The organism is bacterium, assembly GCA_016716565.1.
GTDB lineage: Bacteria > Bacteroidota > Ignavibacteria > Ignavibacteriales > Ignavibacteriaceae > IGN2.
Window position 1 is genome coordinate 534770 of sequence record JADJWC010000001.1, and the last position, 14977, is coordinate 549746.

Here is a 14977-nt window from a genome sequence, read left to right on the forward strand (position 1 = left end):
CTACTTCATCAAAATTAATTTTTTTGTTGACGTAAACTCTTCTGCCCATAATCTGTAAAAGTAAACTCCGGTCGTAAGATGACTTGCGTCGAACTTTACTTCATATCTTCCTGCTGGTTTATACTCATCCACCAAAGTAGCAACTTCTCTTCCAAGCAAATCATAAACTTTTAAAGTTTGCCAACTGCTAACTGGTGACTGCCAACTGATCGTTGTGCTTGGATTGAATGGATTGGGGTAGTTTTGAGAAAGTATAAAATCTATTAGCTTGGCAGTTGAATGCTCCACAATAGATGAAGCTATGTCTTTTGTACTTAGGATTGTTCCATTAGCCCCAACTATCCACCCGTTTTTAATATCTGCAAAATAAACATCATTTAGACCTCTTGCTGCACCGCTTGATTGATTTACCCAGGTTGAACCACCATCAGTGGTCTTTATTATTTTTCCATAAGTTGTAGAGCCGACTGCCCATCCAGTCATACTATCAATAAAATGAACTGATCTTAATGGTATTGTTGTTCCGCTTGGCTGAATTATCCAACTTACTCCGCCATCAGAAGTGAGGAGAATTATTCCGTCTTCTCCTACAATTGTACCTGTGCTGGGTTCCGGAAATGACATATCATAAAGTGTCTTACTTGTTACATTCTGCTGACGAATCCAAATATTTCCTCCATCTGATGTTCTATACATATACCCGACAGAGCCAATTGTAATTCCGTTTAGCTCATCAAAGAAGAATACTGAGTAAAGAACACCACCATTCCCTGTGTACTGAACGTTCCAGGTCGTTCCGCCATTCGTGGTGTGAAGAATGCTGCCTTCACCCCCGACTGCCCATCCGTTATTAGTATCAATAAAATAAACTGATTGTAAATGATGAGATGTCCCGCTATTCTGACTTGTCCAAGTATTTCCTCCATCATTTGTTCTTAATATTGTTCCATTTTGACCAACAATTGTACCTGTGATTGCATTTGTAAAATAAACATCATTCAGCAAATTAGTCGTTCCACTCTGCTGAGTTACCCAGGTGACACCGCCATCAGATGTATGAATAATTGTTCCATCACCTCCCACTGCCCATCCGGATTTATCATCAATGAAGAAAACATCTTCAAGTGTGTTAGATGTACCGCTTTGCTGGGGCCACCAGAATATTGGCGGAGTCATGATTATTGGGTAATTACCTCCAATTGAAATATTTGCTAAAGTGAAATAGTAAGAAGTACTTTCTTCCAAATTAGCAGTCTTCCTGATTGAGTACTCTAATTCATATATACCATTTTCTGAAAAGTTAAAATTATATGGGTTAGTTGAATCGAATGTAATCGTTTTAATATAGTTAAGATATGGATCTCCCGGCAGCAACTGGTTATCAAAATACCAGGCCGTATCAACTATAAAATTTGAGGGTGACATTACAAATGCATTCGACTCATCATTGCTGATAGGGGTCCATACTCCATCATTAATATCGTCAGTATAGATTAGTGTAAAAGTTTCAGAAGTATCTCCAGGTATATCGGAAAATAATAATTCTAACCGAAGTCGCACATTTTCATCTTCAGAAAAGATTATTGGTGTTTCTAAAGAATTTTTCCATGTTGCAGTATACACATCTCCATCATCATTTCGCCATCTCCAGGATCCCTGATAATAATTAGGACCAGCAAAAGTCTCCATAACAGTCAAACTGAAAATTAAGAGAGTTAGTAGTAATAGAATCTTTTTCATTTTTTTTTCCTCCTTAAAAAAAGTGATAAGAAGATAATTGATAAATAAAGTATGAAGTCATAAGGATAGATTTTTGAATAATTTGTTTTATATGTAGTTAATTCCGTTTGAAAGTTTATTACCCTAGGTAAACTAGAAGGATTTAGTACTTCAGCTTCGTCCATTCCGCGAATAATTCCAATCATTCCTCTATTATTATTAACAATAACATCAATGCCAAACATTTTTGCATACATTTGGGTTACATAAAAATGGTGCATAATCAACGGTGTATTATCAAACCAGGCATTATTCCCCATAACTATTATCAGATTTGTACCAGCTTTTAAATAATCATTGTATGAAGACATTGAAAGGCTTTCGTTACAAATTAAAATCCCGATCCTTGCATCTCCACTTTTAATTAAATGATTTGTTTTCCCCGGCAGGATGTTATTAAATACACTTGAATTGACAAACGGTAGTGTCAGTGAAGAATTGTTTATTAATGGTTTCTCAAGAAAATCCAATAGTATATTTTTATCATATCTGTCAACTACTCTTCCGTCGTGCAGTATCAGCAGTGCAGAGTTAAACATATGCTCTTCATTAGAGGAAGGAGTCCATATACCCATCAGATGATCAGCTTTTGTTTTGTGTGTTATATTTAATGCTGCAGGAATAAACTGGTCATCCGTATTAAATTTCCAGGGGATAGCCGTTTCAGACCAAACAATAAGATCAGGATTGTATTCTGCGGCTTGTTTATTCAGATCAAAAAAAATATTTGCAATGGAATCTCCGCTTGTTTCATTCCACCGGGTTTCAGAAGAAATATTTTCATTGATAAGTGCAACGTCGTACTTCTTTTCGTTTTGTTCAGATTTAGTAATAGTTAATAAAAATCCACCCGTAAAGAATAATACAATGACAACAATAGCAGTTTTTAGAAAGAATATCTTTTTTGTTATCAAATACTGAGTAAAAAGATATCCAAAGAATACTATAGAGAAATTAATTATACTTAGTCCTCCAACGGCACCCCACTCAACTGTCGGGAAATTTTGTGCTTGGGTAAAAGCAAGATTATAATGCAACCAGGGCAAACCGGGGAACAACTGCATTTTTAAAATATCAATAAGAACAAATGCGGATGCTGTGGATATTCCCAGAAAGATTGTTTTTTTTAATTTGTTATGAAGAGCTTTATAAATTATGCTAAATATGCCAAAGTAAATTGAGAAATAAATAACTGCAGTCAGATAGAAAACAATGGTTAAGATTGTAAACTTACCTGAGTATCTAAAGGAAACAGGTATTATCCAGTAGTATAATATCAAAGCAGCAATTCCACCGAACGAAACGCCATAAATGAACGAGTGCTTCATTGATACTTTTTCGAGCAAGTAGAAAAGCGGTATCAGGCAAAACCATGCGAGATAGAATTGGAAGAACAAATAAGATATTCCTGTAATGATTCCGCCTAATATCAAGATCGGGATTTTATATTTTACTTCAATATCATTTTTCATTTTAAAAGTAAAAGCTTCTTTGAATTTGTGAAATTACCTGCTGTAAGCTTGTATAGATATACCCCGCTTGAAAGCTTTGATGCATCAAACTCAATCTCATAACTTCCTGCGACTACATATTCATCTACTAACGTTGCAACCTCTCTTCCAAGTGAATCATAAACTTTTAAAGTAACATTTCCACTTACTGGCAACTGATAACCAATTACCGTGCTGGGATTGAACGGGTTTGGGTAGTTTTGGGAAAGGTAAAAATTTGCAGGAATTGAATTTGGGTTTTCTGAATAACCCACACCAAATGTAGTTGACATTATTTTGCCTCCAAATTATAATTAAATGTTATTCCGTTTAAAAAGAACTACTTATCTCCTATACTATAAGAGTTCCAATTTTATTGGAAAGTTATTTGGGCATCATTTCGCTGGAAGTTCAATTCTTGGCAAAACCTAAGAATAAAAAACCTGGAGTTGGAAGATTTCTTGCAAGATAGCAATTAATTTTTGGGAATCAAATACGAACAGCAAAATTTTTGTTTGCTTCACCAAAAGACAGTTCTAAAGAAATCACTCTAAATTTTCAAAAAATAAATGTTTTGATAAAATAAAATTTTACCTCAACAGTATTAACTTTTTAGTGTTTGAATAATTATCTGCATTAAGCCTGTAAAAGTAGATTCCACTTGGTAAACCATAAGCATTCCATTCAACCTCATAACTACCTGCTGGTTTAAACTCATCAACCAGAGTTTCAACTTCTCTTCCCAGCAAATCAAAAACTATTAGAGTTTGCCAACTGCCTACTGGTGACTGCCAACTAATTGTAGTACTTGGGTTAAAAGAGTTGGGGTAGTTCTGATTCAGTTCAAATTCGGAAGGAGAAGAATTATCATTCTCTACGTTGGTGACTGTCAATTCATCATAACTAATAGTATCTGACTGATAAACTGTCTTTGATCCCGCGCTTTGAATAAACACAACAACACTCAGGCTGTCAGAATCCCAGATAGGATCAAGTTCAATTGTTTGAGGAATATTTGTTGTTTCATTTATACCGATTGAAAATGAATGTCCTGCGGGTGTTGGCAGCATTTTTCTCATAACGTGTTTGTGATGTGAAATGCTGTTTCTTCCATCAAAAAACAAATCTTCAACAACAATAAAATGAATTACAAGATCATTATCCGATATATTTCCAGTTCTAGTGAGTTCAGCATTTATATAGATCTGGTTTGAACTTTTTGATCCACTCAATAATATTTTTAACGGACTTTGAGTGGCCACAAGATTGTTAAGTGAAGTCGTCCAACCATTCGTGCTTCCCTGATGAGTGCCATCAAACCAACCCTGGGGAGTTGCACTAACCGGATTGTAAAAGTTATCTCTTGCATCTGAACCTTCCTGACTCTCCCAGTAAAGCGGATCATCGCTATACGGATAAATCATATGATAAAAGATGAAACTTATTCTATCACCGTTTGGTCCGTTCAAATAGCTTTCGATTACATTATGCGCTGGCGGACAAAGGGGGCAGTGTGAGTTGGTGAAAACTTCTGCCAGTACTTTTCTCTCTTCCTGTGCAAAAAGAGTAATGCTGAAAAGTGAAAGAATTACTAAGGTGTTTTTCATTTTGCTCATTGCGGCTCCTATGATATACTAATCCCAGAATAACAATTACCGTCAAGATAGGAAATGGAAAAATTTGGTGTATCAAAAAATGATAACTGTACGAATTGCAGGTCTACTTTGTTGAATATCTTACGAATTTGGATTGTGCCAAATAGCTTTCAGCAAAGAATTAAGTTAAACGAACGCTAATCTTATGAATAGTCTGATAATCCTATTTCTTTTAAACACATCATCCTCATTTTTATAGTAACTATTCCGCCAATAAGCTCCCAGTCCCAAGCCAACTGCCAAATAATCTACAAATGGGTACATAACATCAAACCAAACAACATGTAAATGGTGTCGGGAATCAGAAGGCTCACTTTGTGTCCAGGTCCATTTTGATGAATAATATACTCGTGCAAGATTCCAGTTATCATTAATGAGAGAGCCCCCTATGTTAATGCCTATACCCGGTCCAAAATCGTAATTTCTTCCTTCAACATCAACATAATAATCGGTTGGAACTGCTCCCATCGCAATCAGCTCGATATCAACATTCGATAAGATGTCAAGTGAGGATTTAAGATTATAAAATGAAACAAGATGTACATTAACTGAAGTACCTCCATAGGTAAAACCGGGATTGTTGAAATAATTATAGTTAAGAGTTGCATTTATGGTATGTCTTAAATCTTTTTGTTTTTTGATATGCCAGCCGTACAAATTTCCAAAAGATTGCAAGTTTGTCAGCAGAGGATCCCTTGTAGAGATTGCAGCACCAACTCCGAACCAGGAAAAGGGCTTTTTAATATTTCCGTGAAAAAGATTTCCATATGAAATTTCCGCTGATAAAACTCCTTCATTGATATCCTCTGTTTTATTTACATCGCCATTTTTATCTAATCTTCTTAATCCGACATCAAGCTTAAATCCAAAGCTGGTTGGATTTCCTTCCTCAGGATTTGGAAAGACCTTGTAAGTCTCACCGGTCATTAGTCTATTAAAACCTCTTACAGGATTAAGCAAAGCACCACCGATTTCCTGAAAAACCCTGGTAGTTCCTGTTTCAGTGTTATCTGTAACTACAGCAGAAAGCCTGAAAAGCATTTCGCCAAGATTAATTCCATTCATCGAGGTATTTATCAAATCATTAATAGACGGTCGGAACGTTTCACCAAAGTACTCCCAGAAAGCACTTCCGGCAAATGCCCAGACACTTGATTCCCAAAATGAAAATCCATTAGTTCTTCCTGCATTATAGTATAAATTTCCATGATAAGGGTGTGCAAAGTAGTTTGTTAAAAAAGCATCGCCATCATATTCCCAGCCGTAAGTAATATTTCTCCACCAGGTTTCTGTATTTACATTAGCCCAATTGTCTTCCGGATCCTTCCATTCTCGTCCCCATTTTGCAAGAGCCCACGGAACAAACTCAATGATTGCAAGTTCAGTAAAAGCAATCCAAAAATGTTCTTCTGATTCCCAGGGGATATAGGTATAATCGATACTGTCGGTATTGTTTAACGGGTAAGAATTTTTTATTGGAGATAAAAGATCTCTTTTTTCATAATTCATCGTAGGCATATAGCTGTGAAACGGTCGATCTCTCTCTAGCATAATTTCAGCATTTGGATTATTATAATTAAGCGAGAGGATCAGTTTACTTTTTGATTGTGGAAATACTGTCAGCAGGTTTAAAAACGAGACGAAAATTGCGGCACTCAAAATCAGTTTAATATATTGTTTAGATGATTTCAAATTTGAATCCTCTAATTACAATCAGGATTTGAACATCCTATCTATTTAAAATTCAAAGCAAGACCCATAAAGAAGGCACACTAAAAAATTTATGGAAAATTCTCGAGTCTGATTTAATATATTTTATAGGGGGAACAGAGTTAGCCTTCCTTTTCAGTATTAAACCTAATAATTATAAATTTTATTCACAAATGATGTGTGCATTTTCATTTCTTGTGCTATTGGATGGATACTACTCATTCATTACAAACCTATTACAATTCTATGACAATTGAGTCAAATTAAGAAGAAGTTTTACTCATCAATTACAATACAATGACATTCTCCCACCTTGTTTTAACTACGTTTCTATCGAGAGATAAACAGAATGTATAATTAAAATAAAAGAGGTGTTGAAATGAAAAAGTTATTCGTTTGTTTAGTTGTTAGTGTTGTAACAGTAAATGTATACTCAGCAATTTATCCAGGATATATTAATAATTCTAATACTATTGAGGTTGAGCAGGTGATAATTAGCGATAACGATTATTCAAATTATCAAGTAGAGCAGTTTGATTTGAAAAGTAATATCGAGGAGGTTGTAACAGAAGTTAATAATGAAACTGATGTTCAAAATGAAGATGAATTAATTGATAACTCTGCAAGCGCAATGGGAATTGGAATTTTTTAATTGAAATGTTCAGACTTTGTCAATTGGAAAAGAAGAAGGCAGAGATACGTATCAACACTTCTCTGCCTTTAATTTTTATTTACCCATTTTTTTCAAAATTTCTTCCATCTGATCCATCACTTTGTTCATTTTTTGCATTGTGAGTTCAACAGGCTCGGGCGACATTGGATCAATACCGGCTTCCTTTATTAAATCAGCAGGATATTTTGAACCACCGCCTTTCAGGATTTTATAGTAATCATCAACCGCAATTTGTCCTTTGTTAAGCATCTTCTCTACAAATGCAGTTCCGTAAATGAGTGAAGTAGCGTACTGATATACATAATAATTATATCCGAGGAAGTGAGGAATGTAAGACCATTCATACTGAATGTAATCATCCACAACACAATGACCTTTATCGTGTCCGTAGTATCTCTTAACTATTTCAAAATAAATTGCGCACATATCTTCACCAGTTAAAGGTTCGCCGGCTTCAGCTCTTTTATGAATTTCCCATTCAAACTCTGCAAATGATGTTTGACGGAAAATCGTTGTTCTCAATAATTCAAGATAGCTTCCAAGCAGATAAAGTTTTTCTTCATCACTCTTTGCATTCAGCACCATGTAATTGTTGAGAAAATTTTCATTCACTGTTGAAGCAATTTCAGCAACAAAAATTGCATAATTTGCTTTTGAGAAGGGCTGAGTTTTATTCGAGAAGTAACTGTGCATTGTGTGCCCGAGTTCGTGTGCAAGTGTGGAAACCGATTCATAATCATCTGTCCAGTTCATTAATATATAAGGATGAATATCATAAGCTCCGCCGGTTGAATAAGCTCCGCTTCGTTTACCAACAGTTGGGATATAATCAATCCATCTTTCATTGAAAGATTTTTGGAGAACAGAAACATATTCTTCGCCAAGAGGTTTTAAAGCGTCGAGAATTGCTTTTTGTCCCTGCTCAACAGAAAAACTCATGTCAACCTTCTCAACAAGCGGAACGTAAAGATCATAATAACGAAGTTCGTCCACACCAAGCATTCTTTTCTTTAAATCGAGTGCACGATGTAACGTTGGAAGATTTTTATTGACTTGTTCAATCAAAGTTGTGTAAACCGAAACAGGAAGATTATTTGCATTTAAAGCTGCATGTAAAGATGATTCATATTTTCTATTCTTTGCATAAACCCAATCCTTTTTAACCTTGCCGCCGAGGTTTGCACCGAGAGTGTTTTTATATCTTCCATAATCATTAAAGAAAGCATCGAAAACTTTTGAGCGGTCGTCACGGTTTGGAAGAGTTCGGTATCTTGTATAAGAAGCAGGAGTCAGCTCAATTTCTTCACCGGTAGAAATTGTAACTTTTTGAAAAGGTTTCTCCGCGTTTGTGAAAATATCATACACATCTCCCGGAACATCCGAAATTAATCCGAAACTGGCGAGTATTGTTTCTTCCGCTTCGCTCAGAGTGTGTTCCCGAAGTCTCTGAATATTATCAATATAAATATCATACTCAGCAGCAAGCACGGGTTTTTCTTTAAGGAACTGATCAATTTTCTCTTTCGGGATTTGAAGGATTTCCGGTTCCATGTACGCTGTAACTTCGCCAAACTTTGTTCCAAGTGCACCCATCTGCTGCATCATTGCCTGATTCTCGGATATGTTCAGATTTTCGTTACTTAGATTGCTCGCATAAGTCCATGCTTTCGAGAGTGTTTTTACAAGATCCGAGGAAGTTTTCAATGCATTGTAAAGAACATCGGCACTTTGACCAAGTGTTCCTTTAAATGCTGCGAGCTTTTCTACTTCTGATTTTAACAGATCAACATCTGCCTGCCAGTCAGCAGTAGTCGGATAAATTTCAGAAAGGTTCCATTTATATTTATCAGGCACATCGCTGCGTTCGGGTGATTGTGCAATCACCGAGCTGATAATTATAAATGAAAGGAGAACGAATGAAACAGATTTATAAATATTATTCATTACTTTACCTTTTATTATTTGTATTGATGAATTTTAAGCGGCTAAAATTACATATAATCAGAAAGAGTTGCCGAAAAAAGTTTTCACAAATTTCTTTGTCTTTTTTATTGTATGCTTTATTTTCCCGTGTAATTTCAGGAACATCTTAAATCATTAAAGACTAATGAGGCGGCAAATCAGGACAAATATATACCTTCTACTTTTTATATCACTCTTAACAGTAGAGTTGCTGTTTCCGCAGGTAAATAATGGAAGAGTAAGTCATTATGGCATTGAAGACGGTCTGTCACAAAACCAGGTTCAATACATCACTCAGGACAGTAAGGGATTTATCTGGATTGGAACGCAGAACGGTTTAAACCGTTTCGATGGTTACAATTTCAAAGTTTATCGTCATAATCCCAAAGATTTAAATAGCCTCAGTGATTATCCAGTCCATTGTATCGCAGAAGACAAAGAAGGATCTCTCTGGATAGGAACGCGTGATGGATTAAATCGCTTTGATCCGAAGACTGAAAAATTCTTTCACTATCATCATAATCCTGAAGATGAAACAAGTATCAGCAGCAGCACAATCTGGTTAGTTCTTGAAGACAGCAAAAATAATTTATGGATAGCAACAAGATCCGGTTTAAACAAATTCATTCCCGAAAAAAATATTTATGAAAGATATTACTTCGGGGGAGATCCATTCGATCCGGTGCAGACAAATATTACATCTGTTGTGGAAGATCATCAGGGATTTTTATGGATTTCAAAGCTGGATGGTTTGGTAAGATTTAATCCACAAACCAAAGAAACCAGAACATATCGTAATGACTTTCAAAATGCTGAACTGCTTCTATCAAACCGGATAGTAAATCTTTATGTGGACAGTAAAAATACTTTATGGATAGGCTCAAACGTCGGTGTAAACAGCATCAATCTTAATTTATACGATGAAGATAATCCGAAATTTGAAAAGCATGTTTTCGAAAAAACTTTCGCAGGAGTTCCTGGATGGATTTATATCCGGAGAATTACAGAAGATCAGTATGGAAATATTCTTTTTGCCACCCTGGAAAATGGATTACTGATGTTCAAGTCATCCACTGGTTTAATAGAACGGTTCTTTTCCGTAGATAGATTTCCAGCTGCAAGTATCATTTCGCTGCTGAAAGACCGAAGCGGTGTACTATGGGCTGGAAGTGATGGTAATGGACTGTTTAAAATCTATAGCGGTGATAATAAGTTCAACAGTGCATTGTTTGACTCTGATGAGTTAAATTCCGGAAAATTGGCTGTTAATTCATTATTAATAAATAAACCCGGGGAAATTTGGATTGGAACAGATAATCTTGGAATAATACAAACCACAATAAAAAGTCTGTTATCAAAATCTATTATCCTCAGTAAAAATATAACTGATCACAAGTTGTATTACTTGACAGATAAAAAAAGCATTACTTCATTATTAAAAGATAGAGACGATAATATTTGGGTAGGCACATACGGAGAAGGGATTCTTATAATCAATCAAAACTCAAACTCTTATCAAGCATATAAAAAATCAGATAAAAATTCATCTGGCATCAAAGGAAATTTTATTCATTCGATTTATGAAGACAGCAAAGGCTATATATGGATCTGTACCGGCGATGCGGGGATTTTTATATTTGACAAAAACACAAATACTTTTGCTGACCTGGAAGCAGAATCGGAAAATTATTCGGTCTTTGGAAAAGAAGTCCATTGCGTTATTGAAGACAGGTTCGGAGATATCTGGTTCGGAACAACATTGGACGGTCTGTTCCGCCTTGACAGAAAAGAAAACATAATTGAACAGTTTAAACATCTTCATTCAAATCCCGGCTCTGTCAGTGCCAACAGAATAAATTCTCTTTACAAAGATTCAAAAGGAAATTTGTGGATTGGAACCTTTGGCGGCGGACTTAACAAATTCAATTATGAAGATGAAACCTTTGAGCATTATACTACCGAAAATGGTCTGTCGAGCAACAGTATACTCGCAATGCAGGAAGACGACAATGGCAATTTATGGATAAGCACAGATAAAGGACTAAACGAGTTCGATCCCGTTAATCTTTCGGCAAAGAGCTTTGATGAGTATGATGGAATTGCTGGCAATGCTTTTTCTCCAAGAACTGTTTTGAAGGATCGTGAGTCGGGTTATCTATTTTTTGGCGGAGTGAATGGAATTTCATTCTTTAATCCATCTGAAATGATTGTCGACAAAACGGTTCCACCGGTTGTGCTTACAGATTTCAAAGTGTTTAATAATTCGATCAATGCCGGTGATAACAAGCAGGATTATCTGCAGAAAAACATCAGCTATGCTGATGAAATTTCGATCGGACATCAGGATAATGTAATCTCATTTGAGTTCTCGGCTCTTCATTTTGTGAATCCCGGGAAAAATCAGTTTGCGTATATGCTGGAAGGCTTTGATAACGATTGGATTTATGCTGGCAACAGAAGGTATGTAACGTACACTAATTTGGATCCGGGCAATTACATTTTTAAAGTGAAAGCGTCAAATAGCGACGGCATCTGGAATGAAAAAGGAATTGCTGTTAAACTGTATGTTGCGCCGCCGTGGTGGCAGACGTGGTGGGCGTATTTATTGTATGCTGCTTTTTTTATTACGATTTTGTACTCGCTCCGGCAATATGAAATGAAACGAGTAAAGCTGCGTAATGAACTTCAGCTAAAAGATTTTGAATCAAAGAAACTGCAGGAAGTTGATCAGTTGAAATCACATTTCTTTGCGAACATTTCTCACGAGTTCAGAACGCCATTAACATTGATTCTCGGACTTCTGCAAAAATTTGAAAGCAAATCTTCTGATAGAAAAGAGCTGGAAGATTATGGCGTAATGAAACGAAACGCTCTTCGGCTATTGCAGCTTATAAATCAACTGCTTGAACTTTCAAAAATTGAATCGGGAAAATCAAAGCTGGTTGCATCCGAAAATGACATCGTGAGCTTTGTGAAAAGAATATTTGTCTCGTTTGCATCTTACGCGGAGCAGAAAAAGATCAAGCTTCAGTTCAATGGTAAAGATATTAATGAAAAATCTGATGAAATAATAAATCTGTTTTTTGATAAAGATAAGATGGAGAAGATAATTTCGAATCTTGTTTCGAATGCGGTTAAATACACACCTGCGGAAAACGAAATCGAAGTAAAAATTTCATCTCAAAATAAATTTGCAGAAGTAAAAGTAGTTAATACAGGCATTACAATTTCCAAAGCCGATCTCGCACATTTGTTCGACAGGTATTACAAAGTACATCGTGCAGAAAGCGAATTGTTTGAAGGAACCGGAATCGGACTGGCACTCGTAAAGGAGCTTGTTGAGCTCCACAAAGGAACAATAACAGCATCAAGTGAGTACGATGTAACAGAGTTTACAGTAAAACTGCCATTGGGAAAAACTCATTTGAAGGAAGATGAAATAATACTAGATTCTGCAGATTTCATCACCGAAAAGTATGAAGCGTTTGGCGAAGAATTATCAAAAGAAATTTCTGATGACTCTGAAGACACTACAATAAATGAGGAAAAAGAATTCATTCTCATCGTGGAAGATCACAGTGATTTGAGAAAATATATCCGGGAAAATCTTTCAGAAATTTACCACATAATTGAATCCCCAAATGGAAAAGATGGACTTAATAAAGCAGTTGAGTTAATTCCGGATTTGATAATTAGTGATGTGATGATGCCGGAGATGGATGGCTATACATTCTGCAAAAAGATAAAGACAGATGCAAAGACAAATCATATTCCTGTTATTCTTCTAACTGCAAAAGCCTCAACAGAGGATAAGCTGGAAGGGCTTGAGCTTGGTGCAGATGATTATTTAATCAAGCCATTCAACCCGGAAGAGCTTAAACTTCGTGTAAGAAATCTTATCAGAACAAGAGAACAGTTACGGCAAAAGTTCACCTCTGAAATGGTTCTTAAGCCTGCTGAGGTTATTGTTCCATCAACACAAATGCAGTTTATGAAGAAGATTCAGGGAGTTATCGAAAACAATCTTGAAGACGAAAGTTTTGGTGTCGATAAATTGGCTGGAGAAGTCGGAATGAGCCGTTCGCAACTTCACAGAAAGCTTAAAGCAATAACAAACCAATCAACCACTGAATTCATACGCAATTTTCGTTTGCAAAGAGCTGCTCAATTGATTCTTCAGGATGCCGGAAGCATGGGAGAAATTGCATACAAAGTAGGATTTAATAGTCAGGCATATTTTAATAAATCATTTCAGGAAGTGTTTGGCTGCTCTCCATCTGAGTACAAAAAAAGCCAAAAAAAGAATTGAAATTAGGCTAAAATCGAAGAGAATTTCTTCTCTGCAACAATACTTAAAACAACTGCAACAGTAGTTAAAGCTGCACAACCACGGCATTTTTATCCGCAACATTTCTTAAAAACATTGACACAATTCTGAAATATTTCGCCCTCCACAAAAACTAAGTTTGCCTCCGAAAAATTTCTGAGTTTCTAAACAAACAGCATAACTCAGGATAGTGTAAACTTAAATCCATTAACTAACTTAAAGGAGGATGAAATGAAATTTCATCTGGTTTTCTTGTATGGAGTGATTAGCTACTTCATATTCTTTGGGGTGTTCTTATATCTGCCCGGTTTTATGGGCAACTTTCTTGTTCCTAAAACAATTGATTCGCTAGCAGCAGGTCCGTTTGGAGAAGCATTATTAATTAATGCCGGACTGCTTGCATTGTTTGCCATTCAACATAGCGTGATGGCACGGAAGCCTTTTAAGAACTTCATAACTCAATTTATTCCGAAGGCTGCTGAGAGAAGTACATATGTTCTATTCTCAAGCATTGCAGTAATCCTACTCTACTGGTTGTGGAAGCCGATGGGTGTTGCAATATGGAATGTTCAAGGTTCTGTTCTGGAACCAGTGCTGAACGGTTTGATGATTGCAGGCTGGCTGATAGTTCTTGTTACAACTTTCTTAATCAATCACTTTGATCTTTTCGGATTAAGACAGGTCTGGCTGTACTGGAGAAAGAAAGAATACAAGCCGCTGGAATTTAAAACACCTGGCCCTTATAAAGTTGTGCGGCATCCGCTTTACTTTGGCTGGCTGATTATGTTCTGGTCAACTCCGGTTATGACGATTGCACATCTTGTATTTGCGATAGCAACAACTGCTTACATTTTCGTTGCAATTATCTTTGAAGAAAAAGATCTGGTAAGAGAACATGGGAAAAAATACATCAACTATCGCAGAAGCGTCCCGATGATATTTCCTTTTGGGAAAAAACAAAAAGAATCAACACCAGCTTATGATAAAGCTGCTTAATTAAATAGTGAAAATAAAAATGTTCAAAAGAGATGACATCCGTCAAAAGCCGGATGTCATCTCTAAAAATTCAGGACGTGAGATAAACAAATACTAAGAAATAATTTTTAGCCAAACATTATCTCACATCCTAAAGGAGATTAAAATGAAAACATTAGAAGCTGCATTAGAAAGATTATCAGCAAAAAATATTCTTATAAGATTTTACAAATACTATATCATAGACAGCATTTTGATAGTAAAACGTGAAGGCTTCAAAGCCTTGCTGAAGAAAAGAGGCTGGAAAGTATTTGCCGTGGTTATAGGTTATTACACTGTCAGAGACACAATACTTTATATCATAATTCCATTCCTGGTAGCAAGAGGAATTTTTTAATAACCTGAA

At 35.9% G+C, this 14977-nt stretch carries 10 protein-coding genes; 4 read left to right on the plus strand and 6 right to left on the minus strand.

Features of this window, described 5'->3' with window-relative positions; genetic code table 11:
- From IPM14_02445 to IPM14_02465, 5 genes are all read right to left on the minus strand, one after another.
- Positions 1-1740 carry a T9SS type A sorting domain-containing protein gene (locus tag IPM14_02445; GenBank protein ID MBK9096980.1) on the minus strand — a complete coding sequence of 580 codons (1740 nt, stop codon included), beginning with the start codon at positions 1738-1740 and terminating at the stop codon, positions 1-3.
- Positions 1737-3251 (minus strand): apolipoprotein N-acyltransferase, encoded by a 1515-nt coding sequence (lnt, locus tag IPM14_02450; GenBank protein ID MBK9096981.1) that lies wholly within the window; start codon positions 3249-3251, stop codon positions 1737-1739. Before lnt ends, IPM14_02445 begins: the two co-directional genes overlap by 4 nt.
- Positions 3248-3562 (minus strand): T9SS type A sorting domain-containing protein, encoded by a 315-nt coding sequence (locus tag IPM14_02455; protein MBK9096982.1) that lies wholly within the window; start codon positions 3560-3562, stop codon positions 3248-3250. Before IPM14_02455 ends, lnt begins: the two co-directional genes overlap by 4 nt.
- 297 nt (positions 3563-3859) lie before the next feature.
- Complete coding sequence (locus IPM14_02460; protein MBK9096983.1) at positions 3860-4885, minus strand: Omp28-related outer membrane protein; 1026 nt, start codon at positions 4883-4885, stop codon at positions 3860-3862.
- Positions 4886-5050: 165 nt separating this feature from the next.
- Positions 5051-6616: a DUF3943 domain-containing protein gene (locus IPM14_02465; GenBank protein ID MBK9096984.1), complete on the minus strand. Its 1566-nt coding sequence runs from the start codon at positions 6614-6616 to the stop codon at positions 5051-5053.
- Between the two features lie 397 nt (positions 6617-7013).
- Between IPM14_02465 and IPM14_02470 the strand changes: the two genes are divergently transcribed.
- Positions 7014-7286 (plus strand): hypothetical protein, encoded by a 273-nt coding sequence (locus IPM14_02470; protein ID MBK9096985.1) that lies wholly within the window; start codon positions 7014-7016, stop codon positions 7284-7286.
- 75 nt (positions 7287-7361) lie between these two features.
- Here the strand turns inward: IPM14_02470 and pepF are convergent, their stop codons facing one another.
- Positions 7362-9251, minus strand: a complete 1890-nt coding sequence (pepF, locus tag IPM14_02475) for an oligoendopeptidase F (protein MBK9096986.1) — start codon at positions 9249-9251, stop codon at positions 7362-7364.
- 163 nt (positions 9252-9414) lie between these two features.
- On the opposite strand from pepF, the gene IPM14_02480 reads away from it, so the two are divergent.
- From IPM14_02480 to IPM14_02490, 3 genes are all read left to right on the plus strand, one after another.
- Positions 9415-13578 carry a response regulator gene (locus tag IPM14_02480; GenBank protein ID MBK9096987.1) on the plus strand — a complete coding sequence of 1388 codons (4164 nt, stop codon included), beginning with the start codon at positions 9415-9417 and terminating at the stop codon, positions 13576-13578.
- Between the two features lie 249 nt (positions 13579-13827).
- The gene (locus tag IPM14_02485) at positions 13828-14592 is read left to right on the plus strand and encodes an isoprenylcysteine carboxylmethyltransferase family protein (protein ID MBK9096988.1); all 765 of its coding nucleotides are present in this window, start codon (positions 13828-13830) and stop codon (positions 14590-14592) included.
- Between the two features lie 145 nt (positions 14593-14737).
- Positions 14738-14968 (plus strand): hypothetical protein, encoded by a 231-nt coding sequence (locus IPM14_02490; protein ID MBK9096989.1) that lies wholly within the window; start codon positions 14738-14740, stop codon positions 14966-14968.
- Positions 14969-14977: the final 9 nt, after the last annotated feature.

Coding starts and splice junctions, on each gene's coding strand:
- IPM14_02485 (MBK9096988.1), top strand. CDS start 13,828: ATGAAATTTCATCTGGTTTTCTTGTATGGAGTGATTAGCTACTTCATA.
- lnt (MBK9096981.1), bottom strand. CDS start 3,251: ATGAAAAATGATATTGAAGTAAAATATAAAATCCCGATCTTGATATTA.
- IPM14_02490 (MBK9096989.1), top strand. CDS start 14,738: ATGAAAACATTAGAAGCTGCATTAGAAAGATTATCAGCAAAAAATATT.
- IPM14_02445 (MBK9096980.1), bottom strand. CDS start 1,740: ATGAAAAAGATTCTATTACTACTAACTCTCTTAATTTTCAGTTTGACT.
- IPM14_02480 (MBK9096987.1), top strand. CDS start 9,415: ATGAGGCGGCAAATCAGGACAAATATATACCTTCTACTTTTTATATCA.
- IPM14_02455 (MBK9096982.1), bottom strand. CDS start 3,562: ATGTCAACTACATTTGGTGTGGGTTATTCAGAAAACCCAAATTCAATT.
- IPM14_02470 (MBK9096985.1), top strand. CDS start 7,014: ATGAAAAAGTTATTCGTTTGTTTAGTTGTTAGTGTTGTAACAGTAAAT.
- IPM14_02460 (MBK9096983.1), bottom strand. CDS start 4,885: ATGAGCAAAATGAAAAACACCTTAGTAATTCTTTCACTTTTCAGCATT.
- pepF (MBK9096986.1), bottom strand. CDS start 9,251: ATGAATAATATTTATAAATCTGTTTCATTCGTTCTCCTTTCATTTATA.